Source organism: Tabrizicola sp. (assembly GCF_041913445.1).
Lineage (GTDB): Bacteria > Pseudomonadota > Alphaproteobacteria > Rhodobacterales > Rhodobacteraceae > Tabrizicola.
The window spans coordinates 326,246-349,132 of record NZ_JAYSFG010000003.1; the positions used below are offsets into that span (position 1 = coordinate 326,246).

Annotated in this window: 21 protein-coding genes and 1 tRNA gene; 14 read left to right on the forward strand and 8 right to left on the reverse strand. The window is 67.0% G+C overall.

Annotated features, from left to right (window positions below; all coding sequences use genetic code 11):
* Window positions 1-51 precede the first annotated feature (51 nt).
* Complete coding sequence (pheS, locus tag ACE3Q6_RS05790) at window positions 52-1,134, forward strand: phenylalanine--tRNA ligase subunit alpha (RefSeq protein WP_374429599.1); 1,083 nt, start codon at window positions 52-54, stop codon at window positions 1,132-1,134.
* Window positions 1,135-1,590 (forward strand): hypothetical protein, encoded by a 456-nt coding sequence (locus tag ACE3Q6_RS05795; protein WP_374429601.1) that lies wholly within the window; start codon window positions 1,135-1,137, stop codon window positions 1,588-1,590.
* A gap of 33 nt (window positions 1,591-1,623) precedes the next feature.
* Here the strand turns inward: ACE3Q6_RS05795 and ACE3Q6_RS05800 are convergent, their stop codons facing one another.
* Genes ACE3Q6_RS05800 through ACE3Q6_RS05815 form a run of 4 tightly spaced genes read right to left on the reverse strand, consistent with a single transcriptional unit; the run spans window position 1,624 to window position 5,637 of the window.
* Window positions 1,624-2,799 carry a TIGR03862 family flavoprotein gene (locus ACE3Q6_RS05800; RefSeq protein WP_374429603.1) on the reverse strand — a complete coding sequence of 392 codons (1,176 nt, stop codon included), beginning with the start codon at window positions 2,797-2,799 and terminating at the stop codon, window positions 1,624-1,626.
* The gene (locus ACE3Q6_RS05805) at window positions 2,783-4,075 is read right to left on the reverse strand and encodes a mechanosensitive ion channel family protein (protein ID WP_374429605.1); all 1,293 of its coding nucleotides are present in this window, start codon (window positions 4,073-4,075) and stop codon (window positions 2,783-2,785) included. Before ACE3Q6_RS05805 ends, ACE3Q6_RS05800 begins: the two co-directional genes overlap by 17 nt.
* A 3-nt stretch (window positions 4,076-4,078) precedes the next feature.
* Window positions 4,079-5,023, reverse strand: coding sequence for an agmatinase (gene speB / locus ACE3Q6_RS05810; RefSeq protein ID WP_374429606.1), 945 nt, complete (start codon window positions 5,021-5,023; stop codon window positions 4,079-4,081).
* The gene (locus ACE3Q6_RS05815) at window positions 5,020-5,637 is read right to left on the reverse strand and encodes an enoyl-CoA hydratase/isomerase family protein (protein ID WP_374429608.1); all 618 of its coding nucleotides are present in this window, start codon (window positions 5,635-5,637) and stop codon (window positions 5,020-5,022) included. The genes speB and ACE3Q6_RS05815 overlap by 4 nt, the downstream gene beginning before the upstream one ends.
* Before the next feature lie 105 nt (window positions 5,638-5,742).
* Here ACE3Q6_RS05815 and ACE3Q6_RS05820 point away from each other — a divergent pair, with 105 nt between their 5' ends.
* The 4 genes from ACE3Q6_RS05820 to ACE3Q6_RS05835 all read left to right on the forward strand — a co-directional run bounded on the left by ACE3Q6_RS05820 (window position 5,743) and on the right by ACE3Q6_RS05835 (window position 12,017).
* A complete protein-coding gene (locus ACE3Q6_RS05820) occupies window positions 5,743-7,251 on the forward strand; it encodes a DUF2125 domain-containing protein (RefSeq protein ID WP_374429610.1) in 1,509 nt (502 codons plus the stop codon).
* 66 nt (window positions 7,252-7,317) lie between these two features.
* Window positions 7,318-8,661, forward strand: a complete 1,344-nt coding sequence (locus ACE3Q6_RS05825) for a TldD/PmbA family protein (protein ID WP_374429612.1) — start codon at window positions 7,318-7,320, stop codon at window positions 8,659-8,661.
* The gene (locus ACE3Q6_RS05830) at window positions 8,648-9,424 is read left to right on the forward strand and encodes a 3'(2'),5'-bisphosphate nucleotidase CysQ (protein ID WP_374429614.1); all 777 of its coding nucleotides are present in this window, start codon (window positions 8,648-8,650) and stop codon (window positions 9,422-9,424) included. The genes ACE3Q6_RS05825 and ACE3Q6_RS05830 overlap by 14 nt, the downstream gene beginning before the upstream one ends.
* A 142-nt stretch (window positions 9,425-9,566) precedes the next feature.
* Entirely contained in the window at window positions 9,567-12,017 is a 2,451-nt protein-coding gene (locus ACE3Q6_RS05835) for a DEAD/DEAH box helicase (RefSeq protein WP_374429616.1), read from the forward strand.
* A gap of 143 nt (window positions 12,018-12,160) precedes the next feature.
* On the opposite strand, the gene ACE3Q6_RS05840 is transcribed toward ACE3Q6_RS05835, so the two are convergent.
* The 4 genes from ACE3Q6_RS05840 to ACE3Q6_RS05855 all read right to left on the reverse strand — a co-directional run bounded on the left by ACE3Q6_RS05840 (window position 12,161) and on the right by ACE3Q6_RS05855 (window position 15,667).
* Window positions 12,161-12,236: transfer RNA gene (locus ACE3Q6_RS05840), tRNA-Thr, on the reverse strand.
* A gap of 49 nt (window positions 12,237-12,285) precedes the next feature.
* Window positions 12,286-13,746 (reverse strand): heme biosynthesis protein HemY, encoded by a 1,461-nt coding sequence (locus tag ACE3Q6_RS05845; RefSeq protein WP_374429691.1) that lies wholly within the window; start codon window positions 13,744-13,746, stop codon window positions 12,286-12,288.
* Window positions 13,746-14,888 (reverse strand): COG4223 family protein, encoded by a 1,143-nt coding sequence (locus ACE3Q6_RS05850; protein WP_374429618.1) that lies wholly within the window; start codon window positions 14,886-14,888, stop codon window positions 13,746-13,748. The genes ACE3Q6_RS05845 and ACE3Q6_RS05850 overlap by 1 nt, the downstream gene beginning before the upstream one ends.
* 53 nt (window positions 14,889-14,941) lie before the next feature.
* Window positions 14,942-15,667, reverse strand: a complete 726-nt coding sequence (locus ACE3Q6_RS05855; RefSeq protein ID WP_374429620.1) for a uroporphyrinogen-III synthase — start codon at window positions 15,665-15,667, stop codon at window positions 14,942-14,944.
* 44 nt (window positions 15,668-15,711) lie between these two features.
* On the opposite strand from ACE3Q6_RS05855, the gene tsaD reads away from it, so the two are divergent.
* The 8 genes from tsaD to ACE3Q6_RS05895 all read left to right on the forward strand — a co-directional run bounded on the left by tsaD (window position 15,712) and on the right by ACE3Q6_RS05895 (window position 22,603).
* On the forward strand, window positions 15,712-16,797 hold the full coding sequence (tsaD, locus tag ACE3Q6_RS05860; protein ID WP_374429622.1) for a tRNA (adenosine(37)-N6)-threonylcarbamoyltransferase complex transferase subunit TsaD: 1,086 nt from the start codon (window positions 15,712-15,714) through the stop codon (window positions 16,795-16,797).
* Entirely contained in the window at window positions 16,794-17,750 is a 957-nt protein-coding gene (locus ACE3Q6_RS05865) for an NAD(P)H-dependent glycerol-3-phosphate dehydrogenase (RefSeq protein WP_374429623.1), read from the forward strand. Before tsaD ends, ACE3Q6_RS05865 begins: the two co-directional genes overlap by 4 nt.
* Window positions 17,751-17,752: 2 nt before the next feature.
* Window positions 17,753-18,025: a YciI family protein gene (locus ACE3Q6_RS05870; protein ID WP_374429625.1), complete on the forward strand. Its 273-nt coding sequence runs from the start codon at window positions 17,753-17,755 to the stop codon at window positions 18,023-18,025.
* On the forward strand, window positions 18,022-18,441 hold the full coding sequence (locus ACE3Q6_RS05875; RefSeq protein WP_374429693.1) for an EVE domain-containing protein: 420 nt from the start codon (window positions 18,022-18,024) through the stop codon (window positions 18,439-18,441). Before ACE3Q6_RS05870 ends, ACE3Q6_RS05875 begins: the two co-directional genes overlap by 4 nt.
* A 187-nt stretch (window positions 18,442-18,628) precedes the next feature.
* The gene (locus ACE3Q6_RS05880) at window positions 18,629-19,327 is read left to right on the forward strand and encodes a GntR family transcriptional regulator (protein WP_374429627.1); all 699 of its coding nucleotides are present in this window, start codon (window positions 18,629-18,631) and stop codon (window positions 19,325-19,327) included.
* Window positions 19,328-19,409: 82 nt separating this feature from the next.
* The gene (locus tag ACE3Q6_RS05885) at window positions 19,410-20,369 is read left to right on the forward strand and encodes a dihydrodipicolinate synthase family protein (protein WP_374429629.1); all 960 of its coding nucleotides are present in this window, start codon (window positions 19,410-19,412) and stop codon (window positions 20,367-20,369) included.
* Window position 20,370: 1 nt separating this feature from the next.
* Window positions 20,371-21,600 carry an NAD(P)/FAD-dependent oxidoreductase gene (locus ACE3Q6_RS05890; RefSeq protein ID WP_374429631.1) on the forward strand — a complete coding sequence of 410 codons (1,230 nt, stop codon included), beginning with the start codon at window positions 20,371-20,373 and terminating at the stop codon, window positions 21,598-21,600.
* A 1-nt stretch (window position 21,601) separates the two neighbouring features.
* Window positions 21,602-22,603, forward strand: a complete 1,002-nt coding sequence (locus ACE3Q6_RS05895) for a 4-hydroxyproline epimerase (RefSeq protein WP_374429633.1) — start codon at window positions 21,602-21,604, stop codon at window positions 22,601-22,603.
* Window positions 22,604-22,887: the final 284 nt, after the last annotated feature.

The following is a 22,887-nucleotide window of genomic DNA, read 5'->3' on the forward strand; positions in this document are numbered from 1 at the left end:
CATTGCGGGGCCTTCGCCGCTAGCAGAGGGTCGGTTTTCAGGAGACGGACCATGGACGGGATCGACACGCTCAAGGCCAAGTATCTGGCGGCGGTGGCCGGTGCGGCGGATGAGGCCGGGCTGGAAGAGGTCCGCGTGGGTGCCCTGGGCAAGAAGGGTGAGATCTCGGGCCTGATGGCGGGTCTGGGGAAGATGGACCCGGAGGCGCGGAAGGCGGCGGGGGCGTCGCTGAATGCGCTGAAGGATGAGATCGATGCGGCGCTGCGGGCGCGGAAGGTGGCACTGGCGGATGCGGCCTTGGATGAGCGGCTGAAGTCGGAGTGGCTGGACGTGACTTTGCCGGGGCGGCCCAGGCCGCGGGGGACGGTGCATCCGGTGTCCCAGGTCATGGAAGAGCTGACGGCGATCTTTGCCGACATGGGCTTTTCGGTGGCCGAGGGGCCGCAGGTCGAAAGCGACTGGTACAACTTCGACGCGTTGAACATCCCGCCGGAGCACCCCGCGCGGCAGGAGCATGACACGTTCTTCATGGCGCGGGCCGAGGGGGACAACCGCCCCCCGCATGTGCTGCGGACCCATACGTCCCCCGTGCAGATCCGGGCGATGATGGCGCAGGGGGCGCCGATCAGGGTGATCGCGCCGGGCCGGGTCTACCGGATGGACATGGACCAGACGCATACGCCGATGTTCCACCAGGTCGAGGGGCTGGCGATCGACCGGTCGATTTCGATGGCGAACCTGAAGTGGTGCCTGGAGGAGTTCTGCCGGGCCTTCTTCGAGGTCGACAAGGTGGAGCTGCGGTTCCGGGCATCGCACTTCCCCTTCACCGAGCCGTCGGCGGAGGTGGACATCCGCTATTCCAACGTCGGCGGCCAGCTGAAGATCGGCGAAGGCGACAAGTGGATGGAGATCCTGGGGTCGGGGATGGTGCATCCGAAGGTGTTGCAGGCGGCGGGCGTGGACCCGACGCAGTGGCAGGGCTTTGCCTTCGGGATGGGGATCGACCGGATCGCTATGCTGAAATACGGCATCCCGGACCTGCGCGCCTTCTTCGAGGCCGACCTGCGCTGGCTGCGGCATTATGGGTTTTCTGCGCTGGACGTGCCGGACCTGGCCGGGGGCTTGTCGGCCTGAATGGACGACCCGGACCTTTCCGCACGGAAGCATCTGGCGGGGAGTGACCCCTCTTTCCCCGCGCGGCGGGAGGAGGCCTGGGGGCGGATCGTCGCGGCCTTGGACGGGGTCTTGGGTCCGGCGGGGTTCATGCTGGCGCGGACGACCTGGAACAAGGTGACGGCGGCCGGCAAGTCGGCGGTGCATCTGCAGCGGGACCGCTATGGCTGGGACGTGCGGATCGTGCTGCGGTTCGTGACTCCGTCAGGCGAGGTGCCGGATCACCCCGACTGGCCGGGCGGGGAGGACGTGACCCTGGCGGACTTCTTCGAGCAGGCGGACGGCGATCCGGGGACATTGGCGTTCCTGGATGTGCTGGAGCGGCCTGAGTGCTTGGACCTGGCGGTGGAAGTGCTGCGAGAGCAGGTCCTGCCGTGGTTCGAGGCGTTGCACGAGGAACACCCGCCCCGGACTTGATCCGGGGCCTCGTGTGTTGCAGGAGGTCCCGGATCAAGTCCGGGACGGGGCTTCTTGAAACCGTCGTGCCGCTGCCATTCCCGCCCAGCGGCCCGTGGCCCATGAGGCGGTGAGAAGATAGCCGCCGGTCGGGGCCTCCCAGTCCAGCATTTCCCCGGCGGCGAAGATGCCCGGGAGGGCCTTCAGTTCGAGGTCGGGGGTGAGGGCGTCCCAGGTGATGCCTCCTGCCACGCTGATGGCCTCGTCCAGGGGGCGCGGGCCTTGCAGGGGGATGGGGAGATGCTTGAGCTGGGCGAAGGGGTCGGCGCGCGAGAACTCCATCACCAAGGCGACCTGGGTGCGGTCGAGGCCGAGCTTGCGCAGTTTGTTCGCGGCGCTGTCGCCGGGTTTCATTTTCGACAGGCGGCGGGTGATTTCGTATTGGCTCAAGTCGGGGAGAAGGTCGAGGGCCAGCGTATATGCGTCGCGTAGATACCTGTATATACTGTATATTCCCCCGCCCTCTACGCCCTTGGCAGATATCACGAATTCTCCACGCTCGCGGTGCGGGCCGGCAATCAGGGCGACGCCTTTTACGGGTTGGCCGAAGAACGGGGCCATGTGGGGGGACCAGTCGACGCGGAAGCCCATGTTGGCGGGTCGCCAGTCGGTAATTTCCACGCCCTCCTCCCGCAGCCAGGGGACCCAAGCCCCGTCAGAGCCGAGGCGGGACCAGCTGGCGCCTCCGAGCGCGAGGATGGTGGCTTTGGGAGCGAGGGTCTGGCGGCCGGTGGGAGTGTCGAAGGTCAGCGAAGGACCGTCGAAGCCGGTCCAGCGCCAGCGGGTGCGGATCTCGAGGCCCTGGGAGGTGAGGCGGTTCAGCCAGGCGCGGAGGAGGGGTGAGGCTTTCATCGCCACGGGGAAGACGCGGCCGGAGGAGCCGGTGAAGACCTCTTGCCCAAGGGAGCGGCACCAGTCTTGCACTTCTTTGGGGCCGAAGTCCCGCAGGATGGGGCGCAGGTGGGGGCAGTCGTAGCGGGAGACGAAGGTTTCCCAGTCCTCGTCCTTGGTGACGTTCAGTCCGGATTTCCCGGCCATTAGGAATTTGCGGGCGACGGTGGGTTTGGCATCGACGACAAGGGTTTGCACGCCTGCCTTGGCCAGTTCCTCGGCGGCCATCAGGCCGGCGGGGCCGGCGCCGATGACGAGAGCCTCAGGCTGCGGGAGCATTGCGCAGTTCGACGACGCGGTGGGGGTAGGGCATTTCGATCCCGGCCTCTTTCAGCGCGTTCCAGATCGCGAAAAGGACGGGGGAGCCGTACTTGTTCTTGCCGTCGTCGATGCCCGCGACCCAGTATTCCACGGCGAAGTCGACGGAGGACTCGCCGAAGCCGCGCAGTTCGCAGTCGGGACCGTCGGGGGATTGCAGGACGAAGGGGAGTTTGGATACGGCGCGTTCGATTATATCGGGGACGAGGTTTATGTCGGTTTCGTAACTTACTGAAAACAGGGCCTCGTACCGGTTGGCGCTGCCCTGGTCGGAGTAGTTCACCACGCGGGACGTGATGAAATGTTCGTTCGGGACGACGATCCACTTGCCGTCGAAGGTCTCCAGGATGCAGGCGCGGGCGGTCATCTTGACGATGGTGCCCTTCTCTCCCCCGTCGAGTTCGACGTAGTCGCCGACGGTGGTCTGGCCTTCGAGGAGGAGAATGATCCCGGAGACGAAGTTGGCGGCGATCTGTTGCAGGCCGAGGCCGATGCCAACGCCCAAGGCACCGCCAAGGACGGCGACGGCGGTGAGGTCGATGCCCATGATCGACATGAGAAGGAGGAAGGCCGCGCCGAAGATGGCGACCTCGCTAGCCTTGATGGCAAGCTCTCGCGTGGCGGGGCGGAGGTCCTGCTGCTGCTTGATGTAGCCGGCGGATTGGCGGTTGGACCAGGAGCCGAGCCAGAAGAGGAGGGAGCCTGCGATGAGGCCTCGGATCAGGGCGAGGGCGGTGAACTGGATGTTGCCGAGGTTGACCTGCGCGGCGTCGAGGCGGGCGGTGACGTCGTCCAGGACCCCCAGGGCGTGGAGCGCCATGACGGGGAGGAGGACGTAGCGGCCCATCAGTTTCAGGAAGCCGGGGGGCAGGACCTGGCGGACGAGGGCGAGGGCGGCGAGGAAGAGGAAGACGCGTTTGCCGAAGGCGATGACCTCGCCGGTGCCGAAAGTGGCGCGGGTCAGGCCTTCGCCCACGGCCGTCAGGGCGTAGGCGAGGAGGGGGAGGAGAAGCGGCAGGAAGAGGAGCGCGAAGCGGCGGAGGCGGGCAATGGGGTGCGTCGCCTCGGGTTTTGGGGTGAGGGTGCGTTCGATGACCGGGGAGAAGCGGCGGGCAAGCAGTGTCGCCAGTATATACGCGGCGATCAGGAGGCCGAACTGCATCAGCGCGGCGGGCGAGGAGAGCCAGCCGAGCGCGATGTCGGTCGCCTGTTGCAGCCAGAGCTGTGGCCGCTCCATCCCTTACCTCCGGTTATGGGCGATGCGCCCGATGGTGTTGAGCAGGATCTGCGCGGCAAGGATCGCGGTGGTGCCGGTGTGGTCGTAGTCGGGAGCGACCTCGACCAGGTCGATGCCGATGATGTCGCCCTGTTTCGTCAGGCCGTCGATCAGTTCCAGGACCTCGTAGTAGAGGAAGCCTCCGTGCGAGGGGGTGCCGGTGCCGGGGGCGATGGAGGGGTCGAAGCCGTCGATGTCGATGGTGAGGTAGTAGTCGACGCCCTTGGGGATGCGGGCGAGGGTCGCCTCGATCCCCAGTTTGCGGACCTGGCGGACGGAGAGGATGTCGTCGCCCATCTTCCGCGCGGCCTCGTAGCCGTCCTTGGCGGTGGACGAGACGTTGCGGATGCCAAGGGCGGTGATGCCCTTGACGTGGTCCTGTTCGGCGGCGCGGCGCATGGGGTTGCCGTGGCCGTGGCGGACGCCGTGGCGGACGTCGACGAAATCGAGGTGCGCGTCGATCTGGACGATGTGGAGCGGGCGGCCTTCGAAGGCGCGGATGCAGGGGATGTTGATGGAGTGATCTCCGCCCAGCACCACCGGCACGGCGCCTGCGGCGAGGATTGCGCGGACGCCCTTCTCGATGTTGGCGTGGGAGGTTTCGGTGTCGGTGTGGACGATGTCGGCATCGCCGATGTCGAGGATCTTCACGCCTTCCAGATAGGTGACGTCGTCCTCGTGGTCATAGGCCCCGGCGTGGCCGAAGGAGAAGAGGGTGGAGGCTTCGCGGATGCCACGGGGGCCGAAGCGGGCTCCGGCGCGGAACTGGGTGCCGAAGTCGAAGGGCGCGCCGAGGATGGCGAAGTCGGCGTCGATCCTGGACCAGTCGGGTTCATAGGGGTTCTTGCCGAAGGTCGAGATGCCGACGAAGGGCAGGTTCAGGCGGCCTTTGTCGTAGGCGTTGGTCATGGCGTTTCCCCGTTGGTCATGCGTTTCAGGGCGGCAACATGCCCCGGATCGGCGGCCAGCGCATGTTCGGCCAGCGACATGGCGGTGTCGATAAGGGTATCGGGCGCGCAGATGCGGTCAATGAGGCCCCAGGCCAGCGCCGTTTCGGCGTCAATCTTCTGGCCGGCGAGGAGGATCATTTTCGCGCGGGCGGGGCCGACCAAAGCCGCAAGGCGACCGGGGTCGGACGGCTGCGGGCGGTAGCCCAGGCGCATGACGGGGTAGAAGAAGCTGGCCGATGGCACGGCGATGCGGAGGTCGCAGGCCAGCGCCGCACCCATCGCTCCGCCCGCCAGAGTGCCATTCAGGGCGGCGATGGAAAGCCCGGGGAAGGCGGCGATGGCGCCCGACGCGGCCTCCCATGCCGGGGAAAGGCCGAGACCCGCCCTCATTCCGTCAAGATCGGCCCCGGCCGAGAAGACCTTGCCCTCGCCGGTCAGGATCAGGACCTTGGCCGAGGTGGCCAGGACGGCCGAGGCCAGGCTTTTCAGCATCGCCTCGGTCAGCGCATTGGCCTTCTCCGGGCGCGCGAGCGTGATGGTGCAGCAGTCCCCCGAATGTTCGACCCGTATCATTCGTCCCCCTACGCGTTTCCCGACCTGCGCCCTGCAGGCCCTTGACGCTTTCTGGCCGAGATAGAAAGGTTGCCGCCAGCGAATTCAACCCGAAAGGCATATGCCATGACCCGTGCCCTGACCTGTTCCTCGGCGCTTGCCCTTGTGTTCCTTGCAAGCTCTGCTTCGGCCGACGTGACCCCGCAGGAGGTCTGGGCGAGCTGGCAGGAGATGATGACCTCGGCCGGGCAGGAACTGACCGTGGGCAATACGGCGGACAGCGGATCGACGGTCGAGGTGACGGATGTCGTCATCGCCTACAAGGACCAGATGGGGGGCAGCGCCAGCGTCAGCTTCGACAAGCTGGTCTTTGCCGACAATGGTGACGGGACCGTCACGGTGACGCTGCCGGACAGCTATCCGCTGCAGATGGCCTTCCCGCAGCAGGAGGACGGGCCGGGGTCGCTGAAGCTGACCGTGAACCAGCCGGGCGCAACGGTCGTGGCGGGGGGCAGCGCCACCGAGACAAGCTATGACCTGACTGCGCCGCAGGTGCAGATGGTGCTGGACGAGGTCACGGACGAGGAAGGCAAGGTGCTGGACACCAAGGCCGACCTGACGATGACCGAGGTATCCGGCGCCTACCGGATGACCAAGTCGGGCGAGGTTCTGGGGCTGGACACCAGCTTTGCGGCCAAGTCGGCGGTGCTGACCATGTCCGGGACTGGGGGCGATGAGGGGGGATCGGGCAGCTTCGTCGTCGATTTCGCCGATCTGAGCGGGGCGACGAAAGGCAACTTCCTTTCGGCCGAGATGATGGCCGACATGGCGGCGGCGCTGAACGCTGGCTTCACGATGGATACCAGCCTGAACTTCGGCGCGATGACGATGACTGCCGACATCACCGAGGCTCAGGGGCCGACCAAGCTGGCGGCAAATGCGACGGGCGGTGGCTTCGAGCTGGCGATGAACAAGGACCAGCTGACCTATGGCACCGCGCTGAACGGGGCGAAGTTCACCGTTCAGGGCGCCGACATCCCCTTCCCGCAGATCGATCTGGCCTTTGCGGAAAGCGCGTTCAAGGTGGTGATGCCGGTCAGCAAGTCCGACGTGGCGCAGGATTTCAGTTTCCTGACCAAGGTGGTCGACCTGACCGTGTCCGAGGATGTCTGGGGCCTCTTCGACCCTGCCGCCCTTCTGGCGCGCGACCCGGCGACCTTCATCGTGGACCTGAAGGGCAAGGGATACTGGGAGCAGGACCTGATGGACCCTGCGCTGCAGATGGAAGGGGCGCAGCCGCCCGGCAAGTTGGAAAGCCTCGACCTGACGCAGGTGCTGGCCAAGGCGGCCGGGGCCGAGGTGTCGGCCAGCGGCGGGTTCACGCTGGACAACAGCGACCTGCAGACCTTCGGCGGCGTGCCGCGGCCCGACGGCAAGCTGACCGTCAACATCAAGGGCGTGACCAAGCTTGTGGACAACCTGATTGCCTTGGGGGTGCTGACCGAGGATGACGCGATGGGCTTCCGCATGGCGCTGGCGATGTTCGCCAAGCCCGGCGCGGGTCCGGACGAGCTGGTGTCCGAGGTGGAGTTCAAGGGTGGCGGCGTCTTCGCCAACGGGATGCAGCTGCAGTAGGGGCGGTCCCGGCCTTGCGCCCGGAGGCGGGCAGGACTACCTCCTGCACCTGACCAGAGGAACGCCATGACCCGCAGCCTGTCCGACCTGAGCCACGCCCTTCTTGATGCCGCCCGCAAGGCGGGGGCCGACAATGCCGATGCTCTGGCCGTGTCGGGGACGGCGCTGACGATCGAACTGCGCAAGGGCGCTTTGGAGACGGCGGAACGGTCCGAAGGCGTCGAGATCGGCCTGCGGGTGCTGATCGGACGGCGGCAGGCCTGCGTGTCGGCCTCGGATACCTCGGACGCGACGATCTCGGCCCTTGCCGAGCGGGCCGTGGCGATGGCGCGCGAGGCACCCGAGGATGCGACGGTGGGGCTGGCAGAGCCGTCCGACCTGGCCCGGGACTGGAATCTGGGCGCGCTGGACCTGGCCGATCCTGCCGGAGAGCCGGGTGCGGCGGTGCTGGAGGCTCACGCTCGGGCGGTCGAGGCGGCGGCGTTGGGGTCGGCCGGGATCACTCAGGTCGAGGCGGCGGCGAGCTACAGCCAGCGGGCGCTGCACATGGCGGCGACGAACGGGTTTTCGGGCGGGTATGGCCGGACCTCGACAAGCCTGTCGGCGGTGGCCTTCACCGGGTCCGGGACCGAGATGCAGCGGGATTATGCGGGGGAGGGGCGTATATACGCGTCCGACATGCCATCTGCCGAGGAGATCGGGCGGCTGGCGGCGGAGCGGACCTTGGCGCGGGTCGGGTCGGTAAAGCCGAAGACCGGGACCTATCCGGTGGTCTATGACGAGCGGGTGGCGGCGTCGCTGGTCGGGCATCTGTTGTCGGCGGTCAACGGGACGTCGATTGCGCGGGGGTCGTCCTGGGCGCGGGATCTGCTGGGCAAGCAGGTGTTGCCGAAGGGTCTGTCGCTGATCGAGGACCCGCATCGGGTGCGGATCGGGTCCTCGCGGCCGTTTGACGGGGAAGGCTTGGCGACCCGGCGGCGCGAGATCGTGGCGGATGGGGTGCTGACCGGCTGGGTGCTGGACCTTGCCACGGGGCGGAAGCTGGGGATGCCGTCCACGGCGAATGCGATGCGTGGGACCAGCGCTCCGCCTTCGCCGTCGACGACCAATATCGATCTGACGCAAGGGGTTGTGACCCGCGAGGACCTGTTGAAGCAGATGGGGACGGGGCTGTTGGTCACCTCGATGATCGGCTCGACGATCAACCCGACGACGGGGGACTATTCGCGCGGGGCGAGCGGGTTCTGGGTGGAGAATGGGCAGTTGGCCTATCCGGTGCATGAGTGCACCATCGCCGGGAACCTGCGTGACATGCTGCTGAGGATTATCCCGGCCAACGACGCGCGGGCGCATCTGTCCACCCGCGTTCCGTCCATACTTGTCGACGGGATGACCCTTGCCGGCGCGTGACCTGGCCCTGCTGACCGAGGCCGCGCGCGAGGCGGGGCGGATCGCGTTGCGCTATTGGCGGAAGGACCCGAAGGTCTGGGACAAGGGTGGCGAGCACGGGCCGGTCAGCGAGGCGGACCTGGCGGTCAACGAGATGCTGAAGGCGAAGCTGCTGGGGGCACGGCCCGGCTATGGCTGGCTGTCGGAGGAGACTCCGGACAACCCGGACCGGCTGGCTGTAGATACTGTGTTCATCGTGGACCCGATCGACGGGACGCGGGCCTTTGTCGCGGGGGAAGAGACTTGGGCGCATTCGCTGGCGGTGGCGCGTGGGGGTAAGGTCACGGCAGCGGTGGTCTATCTACCGGCGATTGACCGTATATACACGGCCTCCGAGACCGCGGCCCCGATGAAGGACGGCGAGGTGATCCGGTGCAGCGGGCGGGATCGGCTGGAGGGCGCCAACATCCTGACCACCAAGGCGAACATGGCGCCCGAGAAATGGCCGGGCGGGGTGCCGGAGATCGTGCGGAGCTTCCGGGCATCGCTCGCCTACCGGATGTGCCTGGCGGCGGAGGGACGGTTCGACGGGATGCTGACTTTGCGTGATGCCTGGGAGTGGGACATCGCGGCGGGCGCGCTGATCGCCGAACGGGCGGGGGCGGTGGTGACGGACCAGACGGGGGCGGCGCTGCGGTTCAATACTCCGGGCGCGCAGGCGAAGGGAGTCCTGGCCCTGCCGCCGGGGCCGCATGCCGAGGCTTTGGCGCGCCTGAGGGGTTAGGGTCTATACAGGCCCGCCGTTCTGGGATAGGTGCGCCCCACGGTCGAGATTCCTACGACTGCGGGCGAGGAGGCCCGTACAAGGGGACAGGGGCCGTTTGGCTTTGATGGGCGCTGGCCGTCCCCCTTTGGAAAAGACATCCATGACGATTGAAAACGTGGCCTCGCCGCTGGCGCAGGCTTTGGCCCTCAAGGGCTATGAAGCGCTGACTTCGGTGCAGGACGCCGTGCTGGCGGAAGGCGTTGCGGGGCGGGACCTCTTGGTCTCGGCGCAGACCGGGTCGGGCAAGACGGTGGCCTTCGGGCTGGCGATTGCTCCGGAAGTGCTGAACGGGCAGGACGTGCTCTTGTATGCCGACAAGCCCATCGCTTTGGCGATTGCCCCGACGCGGGAACTGGCGCTGCAGGTGGCGCGAGAGCTGGAATGGCTTTATGCGGGCGCGCAGGCCAAACTGGCCACCTGCGTCGGCGGGATGGACTACCGGACGGAGCGTCGGGCGCTGGAGCGGGGGGCGCATATCGTCGTGGGGACTCCGGGGCGTCTGCGGGACCATATCGAACGCGGGTCGCTGGACCTGTCGGGCCTGCGGGCCGTGGTGCTGGACGAGGCGGATGAGATGCTGGACCTGGGCTTTGCCGAGGACCTGGAGTTCATCCTGGCGGCGGCCCCCGAGGAGCGGCGGACGCTGATGTTCTCGGCCACCGTGCCGAAGGAAATCGAGAAGCTGGCGGGCGAGTTCCAGAAGGACGCGCTGCGCATTCAGGCCCAGGGTGAGGCGAAGCAGCACGTCGACATCGAATATCACGCGATGAGCGTGGCGGTGCGCGACCGGGAGCATGCGATTTTCAACGTGCTGCGGTACTACGACGCGCGGACGGCCATCGTGTTCTGCAAGACGCGGGTGAACGTGAACCACCTGCTGGCGCGGATGGGGAACCGGGGCTTCCAGGTCGTGGCGCTCTCGGGTGAGCTGTCGCAGCAGGAACGGACCCACGCGCTGCAGGCGCTGCGGGACGGGCGGGCGCGGGTCTGCATCGCGACGGACGTGGCCGCACGGGGGATCGACCTGCCGGGACTTGAGTTGGTGATCCATGCCGACCTGCCGTCGAACTCGGAAACCTTGCTGCACCGCTCGGGCCGGACGGGGCGCGCGGGGAAGAAGGGTGTCTCGGCGCTGATCGTGACGCCGGCGGAGTACAAGAAGGCGCAGCGGCTGTTGTCGGGCGCCAAGGTCGTGGCGGAGTGGGGCTCGGCCCCCGGCGCGGACGACGTGCAGGCCAAGGACGATCTGCGGATCCTGGAGCATCCGGCGCTGACCATGCCCATCGGCGACGATGTCGGCATCGCCGCGGACCTTCTGGAGCAGTTCGGGCCCGAGGCGCTGGCGGCGGCCTTCGTGCGGCTGTGGCGAGAGGGGCGGTCGGCCCCAGAAGTGCTGTCAACCGACCTGCCGGTCCCGCCGCCGTCGGCTCCGCGCGAACGGGGGGAGTTCGGACCTTCGGTCTGGTTCCGAATCAACGTGGGCCGGGCTGGCCGGGCCGAGGCGCGCTGGCTTCTGCCGAAGATCTGTGACGCTGGGTCCATCGCCAAGGACGGCATCGGCGCAATCCGGGTGCGCGAGGACGAGACCTTCGTGCAGATTTCCGAAGCCCTGGCCTCGCGGTTCGGGACCCAGGTCGAACTGGACAAGGGCCTGACGATGGAGCGGGTCGAGGGCGAGCCGGACTTTGACAAGCCGCGTTTCGACAAGCCGAAGTTCGAGCGTCCGGCGCGTCCGGAACGGGCCGAGCGTCCGGTGCGGGCCGAGAAGCCTGCCTATACGCCGAAGCCGCCGCGGGTGGTCGAGGAGGAGGGTGAAGCCGAGGCTCCTCGCGAATATGCGCCGAAGCCGAAGTACGAACCGCGTCCGCGGGTGACGCCGTCGGAGGCCCGGCCGGAGCGGAGCGAGCGTCCGGCGCGGTCCTATGAGGAGCGTGCCCCGCGTCCCGAGGGTGAGGAAGAGCGTCCGCGCAAGCCGCGCTGGTCGCCGGACCAGAAGGCGGTGCCGCGCTCGGCGGGGTTCAAGAGCCATGGCGGGTCGGCGGATCGTCCCGGTCGCGCGGCGGGCTACAAGAGCCACGCGGCGGAAGGCGGCTACAAGGGCAAGTCCGAGGGCTGGAAGCCGCGCGAGGACGGGGATCGCCCGAAGAAGCCCTATGCTCCGAAAGCCGAGGGGTGGAAGCCACGGGAGCGGAGCGAGGATGGCGAGCGCCCGGCGCGGAAGCCCTATGCCGGCAAGTCCGAGGGCTACAAGCCGCGCGGGGAGTACAAGCCCCGGGAAGATGGTGAGCGTCCGAAGAAACCCTATGCGCCGAAGGGTGAGGGATTCCGTCCGCGTGAGGATGGCGACCGGCCGAAGAAGACCTACGCGCCCAAGGGCGACGACGCGCGGCCCTATGTGAAGCGCGAGGGGGCTGGCAAACCGGCGGGCAAGAGCTTCGGGACGAAGAAGCCGTTCGAGCGGGCGGGTGGTTCGGACCGTCCGGCCAAGCCGCGCCCCGACGCGAAGGATACCTCGAAGCGGTTCGTGCCGCCGAAGGGGCCGAAGCGCTGAAATCGGGCCGGGGAGCCCCCCACCCTCTCCCTCCCCACGAGGGGGAGGGAAGCGCGGGGTGAGGTGTCTTGAGCTGCTTCAAGGGCCGGGAAACAACAAGGCCGCCGGGTCCATCGGGACCGGCGGCCTTTGTCTTGGAAGAATGGTGCCGGTGAAGGGACTCGAACCCCCGACCCCATCATTACGAATGACGTGCTCTACCAGCTGAGCTACACCGGCATTCTTCCGTGGCCGGGCTATTAGCACCGCCCATCCGCAGTGTGTAGCCCTAATTTGCGCGCCGGGCGATCTCTTCCAGTGGCAGGGGAGGTTCTTCCGGTTGCGCTGCGACCTCGGGTTCGGGGTCGGGCCCTGGTCGGGCCTCCATCAGCGGCAGAAGCTCGGCCAGGACGGGGGAAGTGGCGGCATTGGCCGGGGGCGTCTTCCAGGACAGGGTGTCGAAGCTGCCGCAGTTCTCGCAGACCGGCTGCCAACCGTCATGGATCGCGTGGCACTTGTCACAGACCCATTGCGGGCCGCGTGGCGCGGCGATTGCGCGGGCGACAAGATCGCGGACGATGGAATCCTCGGCGCCTTCCCCTCGTGCCAGGGCCGCAAGAATGGCCAGGGAGCGCTGGGTCGGCGCGCGGGTCGCGACGTCGCCCAGGGCGCGCCTGGCTGCGGGGAAGTCCTCGGTCGCCAAGAGAAGCTCGGCCAGAAGCATCTTCGATTCGTCATCCTCGGGCCGGGCATTGGTCAGGGTGCGGAAGCGTTTCAGGCGGTCCTGCGGTGCCTCATTAGGCTCGATCTCGGCAAAGGCGGCGGCGAGGTCGGGGTGTGGCAGCACTTCCCATGCTTTCTTCAGCACCCGGGTCGCGTTCTTACGGTCACCCTTGGCGATATAGCCCCGGGCAGCCATCGCGGCGGCGGGGATCAGATCCGGCGACAGGCGGTTCGCCTCGATCGCGGCCTCGCGCGCTTCGATGCTGGCCTCGTCGTCGATCACCGTGCGGGCCTGTTGCAGGGCCAGGACGGCATCCCGGCGGCGGTAGACATCCTTGGGCAGCGCCCCGGTGCGCAGTTTGGCGCCAAGCGTCGCCCGCGCGCCCGACCAGTCCCCGGCGTCGGATTGCAGTTTCAACAGGATGTCCTGCGTCTCGGCATGTTTGGGGCGGAGTTCGAAGGCTTTCTCGGCAAGCTTCAGCGCGACCTCGCGGTCCCCTTCGGCCAGCTTCTGCTGGAGAAGGCCCCGGACCCCGACGAAGCGCGTCGCATTGTCCTGAAGGAGCGTCTTGTAGGCCTCGGTCGCCCGCTTGTGGTCGCCCGCCGCCTCGGCCGCCTGCGCGACGAGGAGGGTGGTCAGTTCGGGCTTTCCGAGCAACCTCTCGGCATTCTGCGCCCGGGTCAGCGCAAGGCGTGGCTCGCCCGAGGCGAGGGCCATCATGCCTTCGGACAGCGCGCGATAGCCCTTGCGCTCGCGGTTGCGGTCGAAGAACCGCGAAATCGCCGTCTCGTCGCCATTGAGGAACCGGAACGTGGCGCCCAGCAGGCCCAGGATCTTCAGGATCAGCCAGACGGCAACGAACAGGAGGACGCCCAGAACAACGGCCTGGACCGGACCGATGGTGAACTCCCACCCGGCGACGATGATGCGCAGCGCCTGGCCGCTTTCGGCCAGAAACGCGGCCCCAAGCGCAAGCGCCGCGATGATGACGACGAAGAGGACGACTTTTGTCAGCGACCAGAGCATCATTCCCCCCGTGCTGCCTGCAGCGCCGCATTGGCGGAAAGATGCGCCTGCGCCTGCGCCAGCCAGGGGTCAAGCGCGGCCTTCACCGGGGTCTCGAGCGCCTGCAACTCGGCCATGGCATCGGCGACGCGGCCCTCTGAAAGCGCGAAATCCGCGCGCGACAGGATCGCATCCGGGGTATTCCCTTCCAGTGGGGTCAGCGGCCGCGCGCCGGTCTGCGAGGCCAGGAAGTCGACGAGCCGCCCCGTCCAACCCGTCTCGGTGCCCGTTTCGCGGGCAACGCGCAGCGCCTCGCGGGCGGCATCGGGAAAGGTTGCCTGCAGATCGGACAGTGTCGGCACGCCGGTTTCTGCGAGCGGAGCAAGGGTTTGCGCCAGGTCAGCGTCGCCCAGCGCCTGCATCTCGGCCGCAAAGGGTTCACCCGCCGCAAGGCGCGCAGCCAGTGCATCCAGGGCCCGCGTGCGTTCCGCCGCGGCCGCCGCCGCTGCTGCTTCCTCGGCGCGCTGGGTGGCCGCCGCCTCTGCCTCGTCCAGCCGGGCAAGGGCGGCGTCCAGCTGAGCCTGCACTTCCGGCGACGTTCCCTGCGGCTGGGTGGCCAGGCGGCGTTCCAGCTCGGCCAGCTTTGCAGTCAGGGCGGTGGTCGAGGCGTTGCCGTCCGTGGGCATCGCCTCGATCGCGGCCAGACGCTCTTCCAGCCCGTCGAGACGCGAGAGATCGGGGGCGGCGGGCGCCGGGGCGGCTTCCAGCTGTGCGACGCGATCCGAAAGCGCGGCCAGATCGCCGGCCAGGGTCCCGATGCCCGAAATCTGCGCCTCGACCTCGGCCAGCTGCGTCGTCACCGCCGCAAGCTCGGCCGAGGGGGTGGAGCGAAGTCCGAAGGCATCGAAATGCGACAGGGCGAAACCGCCGATCGCCGCCAGCGCGCCGCCCAAGAGGGAGGGGAAGATGCTGCCGCGCCGCTCGACGATCCGCGGGGTCGACGGTGGCACCGGCTCGGCGGGCGGGGGGTCCGGCAGGGGATCGGGTGCTGCCGGCGGATCGGTCGGATCCGTCACCACGAAGGGCTCGCCCGCGACGCTTTCAGCCGGGGAGGTGTCCTGCGGCGTGTCCGCCTCAGGCTGGGGGTGCTTGCGTCTTGTCATCGTGCCGCCCTTTCCGTCCCTTGGCCTAACCTAAGCACTCGCGGCCTGCCGGTTCAAGGCGCGGGGAGTTGGACAAGCAAGGTTTCGACCGCATCCAGCATTGCGGGCGCGTCTGGGCGAAGGGCGATTGTCAGATGGGCCCTGGGCAGGTCTTGAAGCGCCTCGGCGACATTCGCGCTCATTGCCGCAATGTGCAGCCGGGCCTGCGCCGCCTTGGGGAGAGCCGCACGAAACAGCCGGGCAGAGCGGGGCGAAAAAAGCGGAACGATAACGTCGGTGCGCTGGCGAAGAAGGTCCAGTGCCTCTGGCCCCAAATCCTGTGGTGATTGTAGATACACGACGGCCTCATCGGCATCTATACCAAATTCGCGCAATCTTTCCAACAAGTTGAAAGCTGTATCTACTCCACGTAGATACAAAATCGAACCTTTTGGAGGATCTGCTGCAAGCGCCCGGACAAGGGCATCGCCGTCTCCTCCGCCGGATCGGGCGTCGAAACCGGCCAAGGATGCAGCGCGTGCCGTCTTGGCGCCGACGCACCACGCTTGCCGGGGCAGCCTGGGCAGGTAGGGACCCGCCGCCTCGACTGCCTGGGCCGAGGTAAAGACCACTGCCGCGTAGTCCTGATCGGGCAGATCCGGGGTCAGGTTGCGGGGCGCGAGAAGGGGCGAGACGACCGGTCGCACCCGGGGGCCGAAGCGGGCGACCAGTGCGGCGGCGAAGGCGTCGCCTTCCGACTTGGGCCGGGTGATGAGGACGGCTGCGGATTGTGTCGCCATGTCCAAGGTGTTACCTGCCGGAAAGGCTTCACGCAACGGCGGCCATGGACCGGACCCTGACCCTCCTCGGCATCGAATCAAGCTGCGACGATACCGCGGCGGCGGTCGTGCGGCTGACGCCCGAGGGGCCGCGCATCCTGTCGTCGCAGGTGCTTGGCCAGACGGCCTTGCACGAGGCCTTCGGCGGCGTGGTGCCCGAGATCGCGGCCCGCGCCCATGCCGAACGACTGGACGGCGTGGTGGAGGAGGCGCTGGACAAGGCAGGCGTCACGCTGGACCAGATCGACGGGATCGCTGTCACGGCCGGGCCGGGGCTGATCGGCGGGGTGCTGTCGGGTGTGATGCTGGCGCGGGGCCTGGCGGCGGCCAAGGGACTGCCGCTGGTGCCGGTCAACCACCTTGCGGGCCATGCCCTGACGCCCCGGCTGACGGACGGAATTGCCTTTCCCTACCTGATGTTGCTCGTCAGTGGTGGGCATTGCCAGTTTCTTCTGGTGCAAGAGGTCGACCGTTTTGTGCGGCTGGGCGGCACCATCGACGACGCACCGGGCGAGGCCTTTGACAAGACCGCGAAGCTTCTGGGCCTGCCGCAACCGGGTGGTCCCGGCGTCGAGGCAGAGGCCGCGCTTGGCGATGCGGGGCGCTTTCATTTCCCGCGCCCGCTTCTGGACCGCGAGGGCTGCGACATGTCCTTCTCTGGCCTGAAGACCGCGCTTTTGCGCGCCCGCGATGCCTTGATCGCCGAAAAAGGCGGGATCACCGTGCAGGACCGCCGCGATCTTTGTGCCGGGTTCCAGGCGGCGGTGGCCGATGTGCTGGCGAAGAAAACATCGCGCGCGATTGAAGTGGCTGGTGAGCGACCGTCTGCGCTGGCCGTGGCGGGGGGTGTGGCGGCCAACTCGGCCATTCGAGGGCGGCTGGAGGCACTCTCGGCGCAAGCTGGCATTCCCTTCCTCGCACCACCGCTGCGGCTTTGCACGGACAACGCGGCCATGATCGCCTGGGCCGGACTCGAGCAGCTTCGCGCGGGTATGTCGCCCACGACTGATTTTGTCGCCCGCCCCCGCTGGCCGCTGGATGACCGCGCGCCGGCGCTTCTGGGGTCGGGGAAGAAGGGGGCCAAGGCATGATCGGGATCGCCGGGGCTGGGGCCTTCGGCACCGCGCTGGCTGTCGCGCTGGCGAAAGGCGGCTGCGAGGTCCGGCTTTGGGCGCGCGATACCCAGCAGGTCCGGTTGATGCAGGAAACCGGGCGGAACGACTCGGCCCTTCCGGGCGTGGACTTGCCGAAAAGCGTGTCCTGCCATGCGGATATCGCCGACGTCTGCGGCGGAGAAGCGCTGCTTCTGGCCATGCCGATGCAGGCGCTGGGGGGGGCGCTGGACAGCTGGCAGCAGATCCACGGGCGTCAGCCGCTGGTCGCCTGCTGCAAGGGCGTCGATCTGGCGACTTTGCGCGGCCCGGTTGCGGTCATCGCGGCCCGACGGCCCGGCGCACAGGCGGCGATCCTGACCGGCCCAAGCTTCGCAGCGGACATCGCCCGCGGCCTGCCGACCGCGCTGACACTTGCCACAGCAGGCGACGGCGCGGCATTGCAAGAGCTTCTGTCGACCCCGACCCTGCGCCTCTACCGGACGGACGACGTCATCGGGGCGGAACTGGGCGGTGCCCTGAAGAACGTCGTTGCCATCGCCGCTGGCACGGTGATCGGTGCCGGTTTGGGAGACAGCGCGCGCGCCGCGCTGATGACGCGGGGCTATGCCGAGATGGTGCGTCTGGCCGAGGCGCTGGGGGCGCGTGCCGAGACCCTGGCCGGGCTGTCCGGCCTTGGCGACCTTGTTCTGACCTGCACCTCGCAGCAATCGCGCAACTTTCGCTTCGGCTGCGCCCTTGGCCGGGGCGAGACCTTCGACCCCAGGGTCACGGTCGAGGGCGTCGCGACCGCCCGCGCCGTGGTCCGGCTGGCGGAAACCCTGAACATCGACATGCCGATCACCGGGATGGTCAACGCCCTTGCCCTTGGCCGGATCGCGCTGAATGATGCCATCTCGCAGTTGATGAGCCGACCCCTCAAACAGGAATGACCATGCGCTACGCCTTGATCTGTCTGGACAAACCCAACGCCCTGCAGACCCGCGTCGAGAACCGGGCGGCCCATCTGGCCTATATCCAGGACACTGGCGTGGTGGAACAGGCGGGGCCCTTCATCGACGCGGCCGGCCAGATGTGCGGCAGCCTTCTGATCCTGGGCGTCAGCTCGAAGGCGGAAGCAGAGGCCTGGGCCGCGAATGATCCCTATGCCAAGGCCGGGCTCTTCCAGTCGGTGATGGTGCAGGAATGGAAGCGGGTGATCGGATGAACTACTGGCTCTTCAAGTCCGAACCCGACGTCTGGGGCTGGGACCACCAGGTTGCCAAGGGCGACGTTGGCGAGGAATGGCACGGCGTCCGCAACTACCAGGCCCGCAACAACATGCGTTCCATGAAGATCGGCGACCGGGGTTTCTTCTACCATTCCAACATCGGGAAAGAGATCGTCGGCATCGTCGAGGTCTGCCGCGAAAGCAGCCCTGACAGCACCACCGACGATCCTCGCTGGGACTGCGTCTGGATCAAGGCGGTAAAGCCGTTGAAGCGGGCGATCACGCTTGAGGAGTGCAAGGTCACTCCAGGGCTCGAAAACATGGTCCTGGTGAACAACACCCGGCTTTCGGTGCAGCCGGTCAGCGCCGAGGAATGGAAGATCATCTGCCATCTCGGCGGAATAGCACCGTGATACCCGCGCAGATTGTATCTACAGACAGAGATACACTACGTATTTACATCGCCGCGCAACCTTTTGATATATGGATGTAATCCGGGCGATTGCGCGGTGTTTGCCCACTGATGCTGCGCCAATCGATTTCTGTTCCGCCGTCGCCGCGTGCCGTTGTATCACCTTTGTCGACAGAAGGAGGCGCGCCGTGTCGGAAGATGATGTGCAGGAACGCAAACGCGGCACTGGGGCGCGCTACGTCTACGAGACGCTTCGCGACGAGATCCTGAACCTTATCCTGCAACCCGGTGAGCCTATCGACGAAATTGGTCTTGCCGACCGGCTGTCCATGTCGCGCACTCCGATCCGCGAGGCGCTTGTGCGGCTGGCGGGCGACGGGCTGGTGACGCTTCTGCCCAACCGATCCACGGTCGTCAGCCAGATCGACTTTCCGAACCTGCACCATTACTTCGACGCACTGACCCTGATGTACCGCGTCACCACTCGGCTGGCCGCTCAGTTCCATGACAACGCAGCACTCGCCCGGATCCGGGCTTGCGAGGAAGCCTTTGCCAAGGCCGTCCTGTCCGGAAACACCAATGGCATGATCGAGCTGAACCGCAATTTCCACGTCGCCATCGCCGAGGCCGGGCGCAATCCCTACTACCTTCAGCTTTTCTCGCGGCTGCTGGATGAAGGCCGGCGTATCGTCCGGCTTTACTACTATCCGACCTTCGAGCCGCGTCTTCCCCATCCCTATATCGAGGAGCACGAGGCCATCATCGCCGCCATCGCAGCGCGGGATGTGGCAACCTGTGACCGTCTTGCAAAGGACCATGCAGACAAGATCGTGGGCCAGATTCAGGAAATGATGGCTCGGGATCTGCGCCAGGATCCAGTTCTGTGAGATTCTTGTCGACAAATAAAATACAAAGCCTATCCTGAAGCGCAGGAAGCAGCGGATTCGCCCGCCAACGGAGGATTGCAGAATGAAGTCGGATATCTTCTCGGGCACGATCCCGGCCCTGATGACACCATGCAAGGCGGACCGCACGCCGGACTTCGACACCCTTGTCGCGAAGGCGAAAGAGCTGGTCGGCCTTGGGATGTCCGCCGTCGTCTACTGCGGATCGATGGGGGACTGGCCGCTTCTGACCACCGAACAGCGGATGGAAGGGGTCGAGCGTCTGGTGAAGGCCGGGATCAAGGTCGTCGTCGGCACCGGTGCTGTAAATACGGCGACCTCCGCCGCCATCGCCGCCCATGCCCAGAAGGTCGGCGCGCATGGTCTGATGGTAATCCCTCGCCTGTTGTCGCGCGGCACGGTCGTCGCGGCGCAGCGGCTGCACTTCAAGGCCGTCCTCTCCGCCGCCCCGAACCTGCCTGCCGTGATCTACAACAGCCCCTACTACGGTTATTCCACCAAGGCCGACCTCTTCTTCCAGATCCGGGCCGAGCATCCGAACCTGGTCGGCTTCAAGGAATTCGGCGGCTATGATGACCTGTCCTATGCCGCCAACGCCATCACCGGCGCCTCGCCCGACCTGCGGCTGATGATCGGTGTCGATACGGCCGTCTACCACGGCTACGTCAACTGCAACGCCGACGGCGCGATCACCGGGATCGGTAACGTCCTCCCGCGTGAGGTGCTGCACCTGGTGTCCCTGTGCAAGGCTGCCCAGAAGGGCGACGCCGAGGCGCGCCGGCTGGCCTATGAGCTGGACAGCGCGATGCAGGTCTTGTCCGAGGTCGACGCTGGCCCGGATCTGGTCTTGTTCTTCAAGCACATGATGGTCCTGCGCGGGGAGACGGCATATCTGCACCACTTCAATGAAGGGGATGAGCTTTCGGCCAGCCAGAAGGGCTTCATCGAGGCGCAGCTGAAGATGTTCGACGCCTGGTATGCCGATTGGGCCAAGCAGCCGGAGGCCCGGAAATACGCCGCCTGACATGAAGGTCATCGTCATCGGGGCCGGGGTCATCGGCCTGTCCGCGGCCCTGATGGCCCAGGCGCGGGGCCTGTCCGTCACCGTTATCGACCGCGAAGGCCCCGCCGCCGGGGCCTCGGCGGGCAACGCCGGGGCCTTCGCCTTTACCGACATCCTGCCGCTGGCATCCCCTGGCATCCTGCGGAAGGCGCCGAAGTGGTTGCTCGACCCGCTCGGCCCCCTGACCATCCCTCCCGCCTACGCGCTGCAGATCACGCCCTGGCTTTACCGCTTCTGGCGTGCCTGTTCGCCCCGGGCCGTCGCGGCCTCCACCACCGCCCAGACCGCCCTGATGGACCTGAGCCGGGCCGAGCTGGAGCCGTTCCTCTCCACCACCGGCACGCTGCCGATGCTGAGGAAGGATGGAAACCTGCAAGTCTATGAGACGGAGGCCGAATTTCAGGCGTCACTGCCTGGATGGGAGGCGAGGACCGCCCACGGGATCGACTTCCGCCACATGAAAGCCGAGGAGATGGCCGCCCTGCAACCCGGCCTCTCCCCCCGCTTCATCAAGGGCACCTTCACACCCGGCTGGTGGTCCATCGCCGACCCCAAGCTGTATGTACAGGCCTTGGCCGACCGCTTCGTGGCGCAGGGCGGTACGATCCTGCAAGCCGAAGTCACTGGTCTGAAACCGCAGGATGGGAGCGTGTCTATACAGACCACCGGCGAGCCGCTCATTGCCGACAAGGTTGTCCTCTCCGCCGGCGCCTTCTCGCACTGGATCGCCGCCACGCTGGGTGAACACATCCCGCTGGAGACGGAACGCGGATACAACACCACCCTGCCGCCGGACGCGTTGGACCTGCGCTGCCAGATCACCTTCGGCGGTCATGGCTTCGTCATCTCGCGCCTGTCCACCGGCATCCGGGTGGGCGGCGCGGTGGAATTGGGGGGTCTGTCCCTGCCGCCGAACTACAAGCGGTCCGAGGCCATGCTGCGGAAAGCAAAGGCTTTTCTGCCGGGTCTGAAGACCGAGGGCGGCAAACAGTGGATGGGCTTCCGACCCTCACTGCCGGACAGCCTGCCGGCCATCGGGCGCTCGCGCGTGTCCCCGAACGTTGTATATGCATTCGGCCACGGCCACCTGGGCCTCACCCAAAGCGCGGGGACCGCGCGTCTGGTGGCGGACCTGTTGACAGATACTTCGCCTGCGATCGACTTGACTCCGTTTAGCCCCCAAAGGTTCTGACATGGCCGTATATACGTTCTCCTGCCTCGACGGGCACACTTGCGGCAATCCGGTGCGGTTGGTCTCGGGTGGCGGCCCCCGGCTGGAGGGCGCGACGATGTTGGAGCGTCGGGCGCATTTCCTGCGGGATTACGACTGGATCCGCACCGGTCTGATGTTCGAGCCGCGGGGGCATGACATGATGTCGGGGTCGATCCTCTATCCGCCGACCCGGCCGGACTGCGACGTGGGGGTACTGTTCATCGAGACCTCAGGCTGCCTGCCGATGTGTGGGCATGGGCTGATCGGGACGGTGACGATGGGGCTGGAGAACGGGCTGATCACTCCGCGCGAACCAGGGCGGTTGGCGGTGGATGCTCCGGCTGGGCGCGTCGAAGTCTCGTATATACAGGACGGCCGGTTTGTCGAGGAAGTGCGGCTGACCAATGTGCCGGGTTTCCTTTATGCAGAAGGACTTACGGCCGAAGTGGAGGGTCTGGGAGAGGTCGTGGTGGACGTAGCCTATGGCGGCAACTTCTATGCGATTGTCGAGCCGCAGAAGGTTTTCCGCGACATGGCGGACCATACGGCGGGGGAGCTGGTGGGGTGGTCGCCGAAGCTCCGCGCCGCGCTGAATGCGAAGTATGAGTTCGTGCATCCCGAGCATCCGCAGATCCAGGGGCTGAGCCATGTCCTGTGGACGGGGAAGCCCACGGTGCCGGGGGCCCATGCCCGTAACGCCGTGTTTTATGGGGAAAAAGCAATTGATCGCAGTCCTTGCGGGACGGGCACCTCGGCCCGGATGGCGCAGCTGGCGGCAAAGGGGAAGCTGGCCGTGGGGGACGAGTTCCACCATGAGAGCATCATCGGGTCGATCTTCAAGGGGCGGGTCGAGGCTTCCGTCACCGTTGCCGGGAGGGAAGCGATTGTCCCCTCCATCGCCGGGTGGGCGCGACAGACGGGGATCAACACGATCTTCATCGACGACCGCGATCCGTTTGCGCATGGGTTCGTGGTGAAGTGACGCTGGCCGGGCGTTCGGTGTGTTGGATCAAGGGGTTGGCTGTAGATACGGCAGCTACTTTGCGTCTACATCGCGTCTACGGGTCATGCATACGCGCGTATGCACGGGGGGTCGTTAACCATCCGTCGCGAATCGGGGCTGGCCGGGTGCCCCCCACCCCGGCCCCTCCCCACGCTGGGGGAGGGGAGGCGCTTGGGGCTTCTGGTGTGCTGAGGCGGTTGAGGGAGCGCCTGGGGTGGGCGGTGGATGCCTCCGGCGGGGATATTTGGGGACAGATGAAAGGT

Coding starts and splice junctions, on each gene's coding strand:
- ACE3Q6_RS05885 (WP_374429629.1), top strand. CDS start 19,410: ATGAAGTCGGATATCTTCTCGGGCACGATCCCGGCCCTGATGACACCA.
- ACE3Q6_RS05875 (WP_374429693.1), top strand. CDS start 18,022: ATGAACTACTGGCTCTTCAAGTCCGAACCCGACGTCTGGGGCTGGGAC.
- ACE3Q6_RS05805 (WP_374429605.1), bottom strand. CDS start 4,075: ATGGAGCGGCCACAGCTCTGGCTGCAACAGGCGACCGACATCGCGCTC.
- ACE3Q6_RS05865 (WP_374429623.1), top strand. CDS start 16,794: ATGATCGGGATCGCCGGGGCTGGGGCCTTCGGCACCGCGCTGGCTGTC.
- ACE3Q6_RS05835 (WP_374429616.1), top strand. CDS start 9,567: ATGACGATTGAAAACGTGGCCTCGCCGCTGGCGCAGGCTTTGGCCCTC.
- ACE3Q6_RS05820 (WP_374429610.1), top strand. CDS start 5,743: ATGACCCGTGCCCTGACCTGTTCCTCGGCGCTTGCCCTTGTGTTCCTT.
- pheS (WP_374429599.1), top strand. CDS start 52: ATGGACGGGATCGACACGCTCAAGGCCAAGTATCTGGCGGCGGTGGCC.
- ACE3Q6_RS05870 (WP_374429625.1), top strand. CDS start 17,753: ATGCGCTACGCCTTGATCTGTCTGGACAAACCCAACGCCCTGCAGACC.
- ACE3Q6_RS05855 (WP_374429620.1), bottom strand. CDS start 15,667: ATGGCGACACAATCCGCAGCCGTCCTCATCACCCGGCCCAAGTCGGAA.
- ACE3Q6_RS05895 (WP_374429633.1), top strand. CDS start 21,602: ATGGCCGTATATACGTTCTCCTGCCTCGACGGGCACACTTGCGGCAAT.
- ACE3Q6_RS05815 (WP_374429608.1), bottom strand. CDS start 5,637: ATGATACGGGTCGAACATTCGGGGGACTGCTGCACCATCACGCTCGCG.
- ACE3Q6_RS05890 (WP_374429631.1), top strand. CDS start 20,371: ATGAAGGTCATCGTCATCGGGGCCGGGGTCATCGGCCTGTCCGCGGCC.
- ACE3Q6_RS05795 (WP_374429601.1), top strand. CDS start 1,135: ATGGACGACCCGGACCTTTCCGCACGGAAGCATCTGGCGGGGAGTGAC.
- ACE3Q6_RS05800 (WP_374429603.1), bottom strand. CDS start 2,799: ATGCTCCCGCAGCCTGAGGCTCTCGTCATCGGCGCCGGCCCCGCCGGC.
- ACE3Q6_RS05845 (WP_374429691.1), bottom strand. CDS start 13,746: ATGCTCTGGTCGCTGACAAAAGTCGTCCTCTTCGTCGTCATCATCGCG.
- ACE3Q6_RS05825 (WP_374429612.1), top strand. CDS start 7,318: ATGACCCGCAGCCTGTCCGACCTGAGCCACGCCCTTCTTGATGCCGCC.
- speB (WP_374429606.1), bottom strand. CDS start 5,023: ATGACCAACGCCTACGACAAAGGCCGCCTGAACCTGCCCTTCGTCGGC.
- tsaD (WP_374429622.1), top strand. CDS start 15,712: ATGGACCGGACCCTGACCCTCCTCGGCATCGAATCAAGCTGCGACGAT.
- ACE3Q6_RS05850 (WP_374429618.1), bottom strand. CDS start 14,888: ATGACAAGACGCAAGCACCCCCAGCCTGAGGCGGACACGCCGCAGGAC.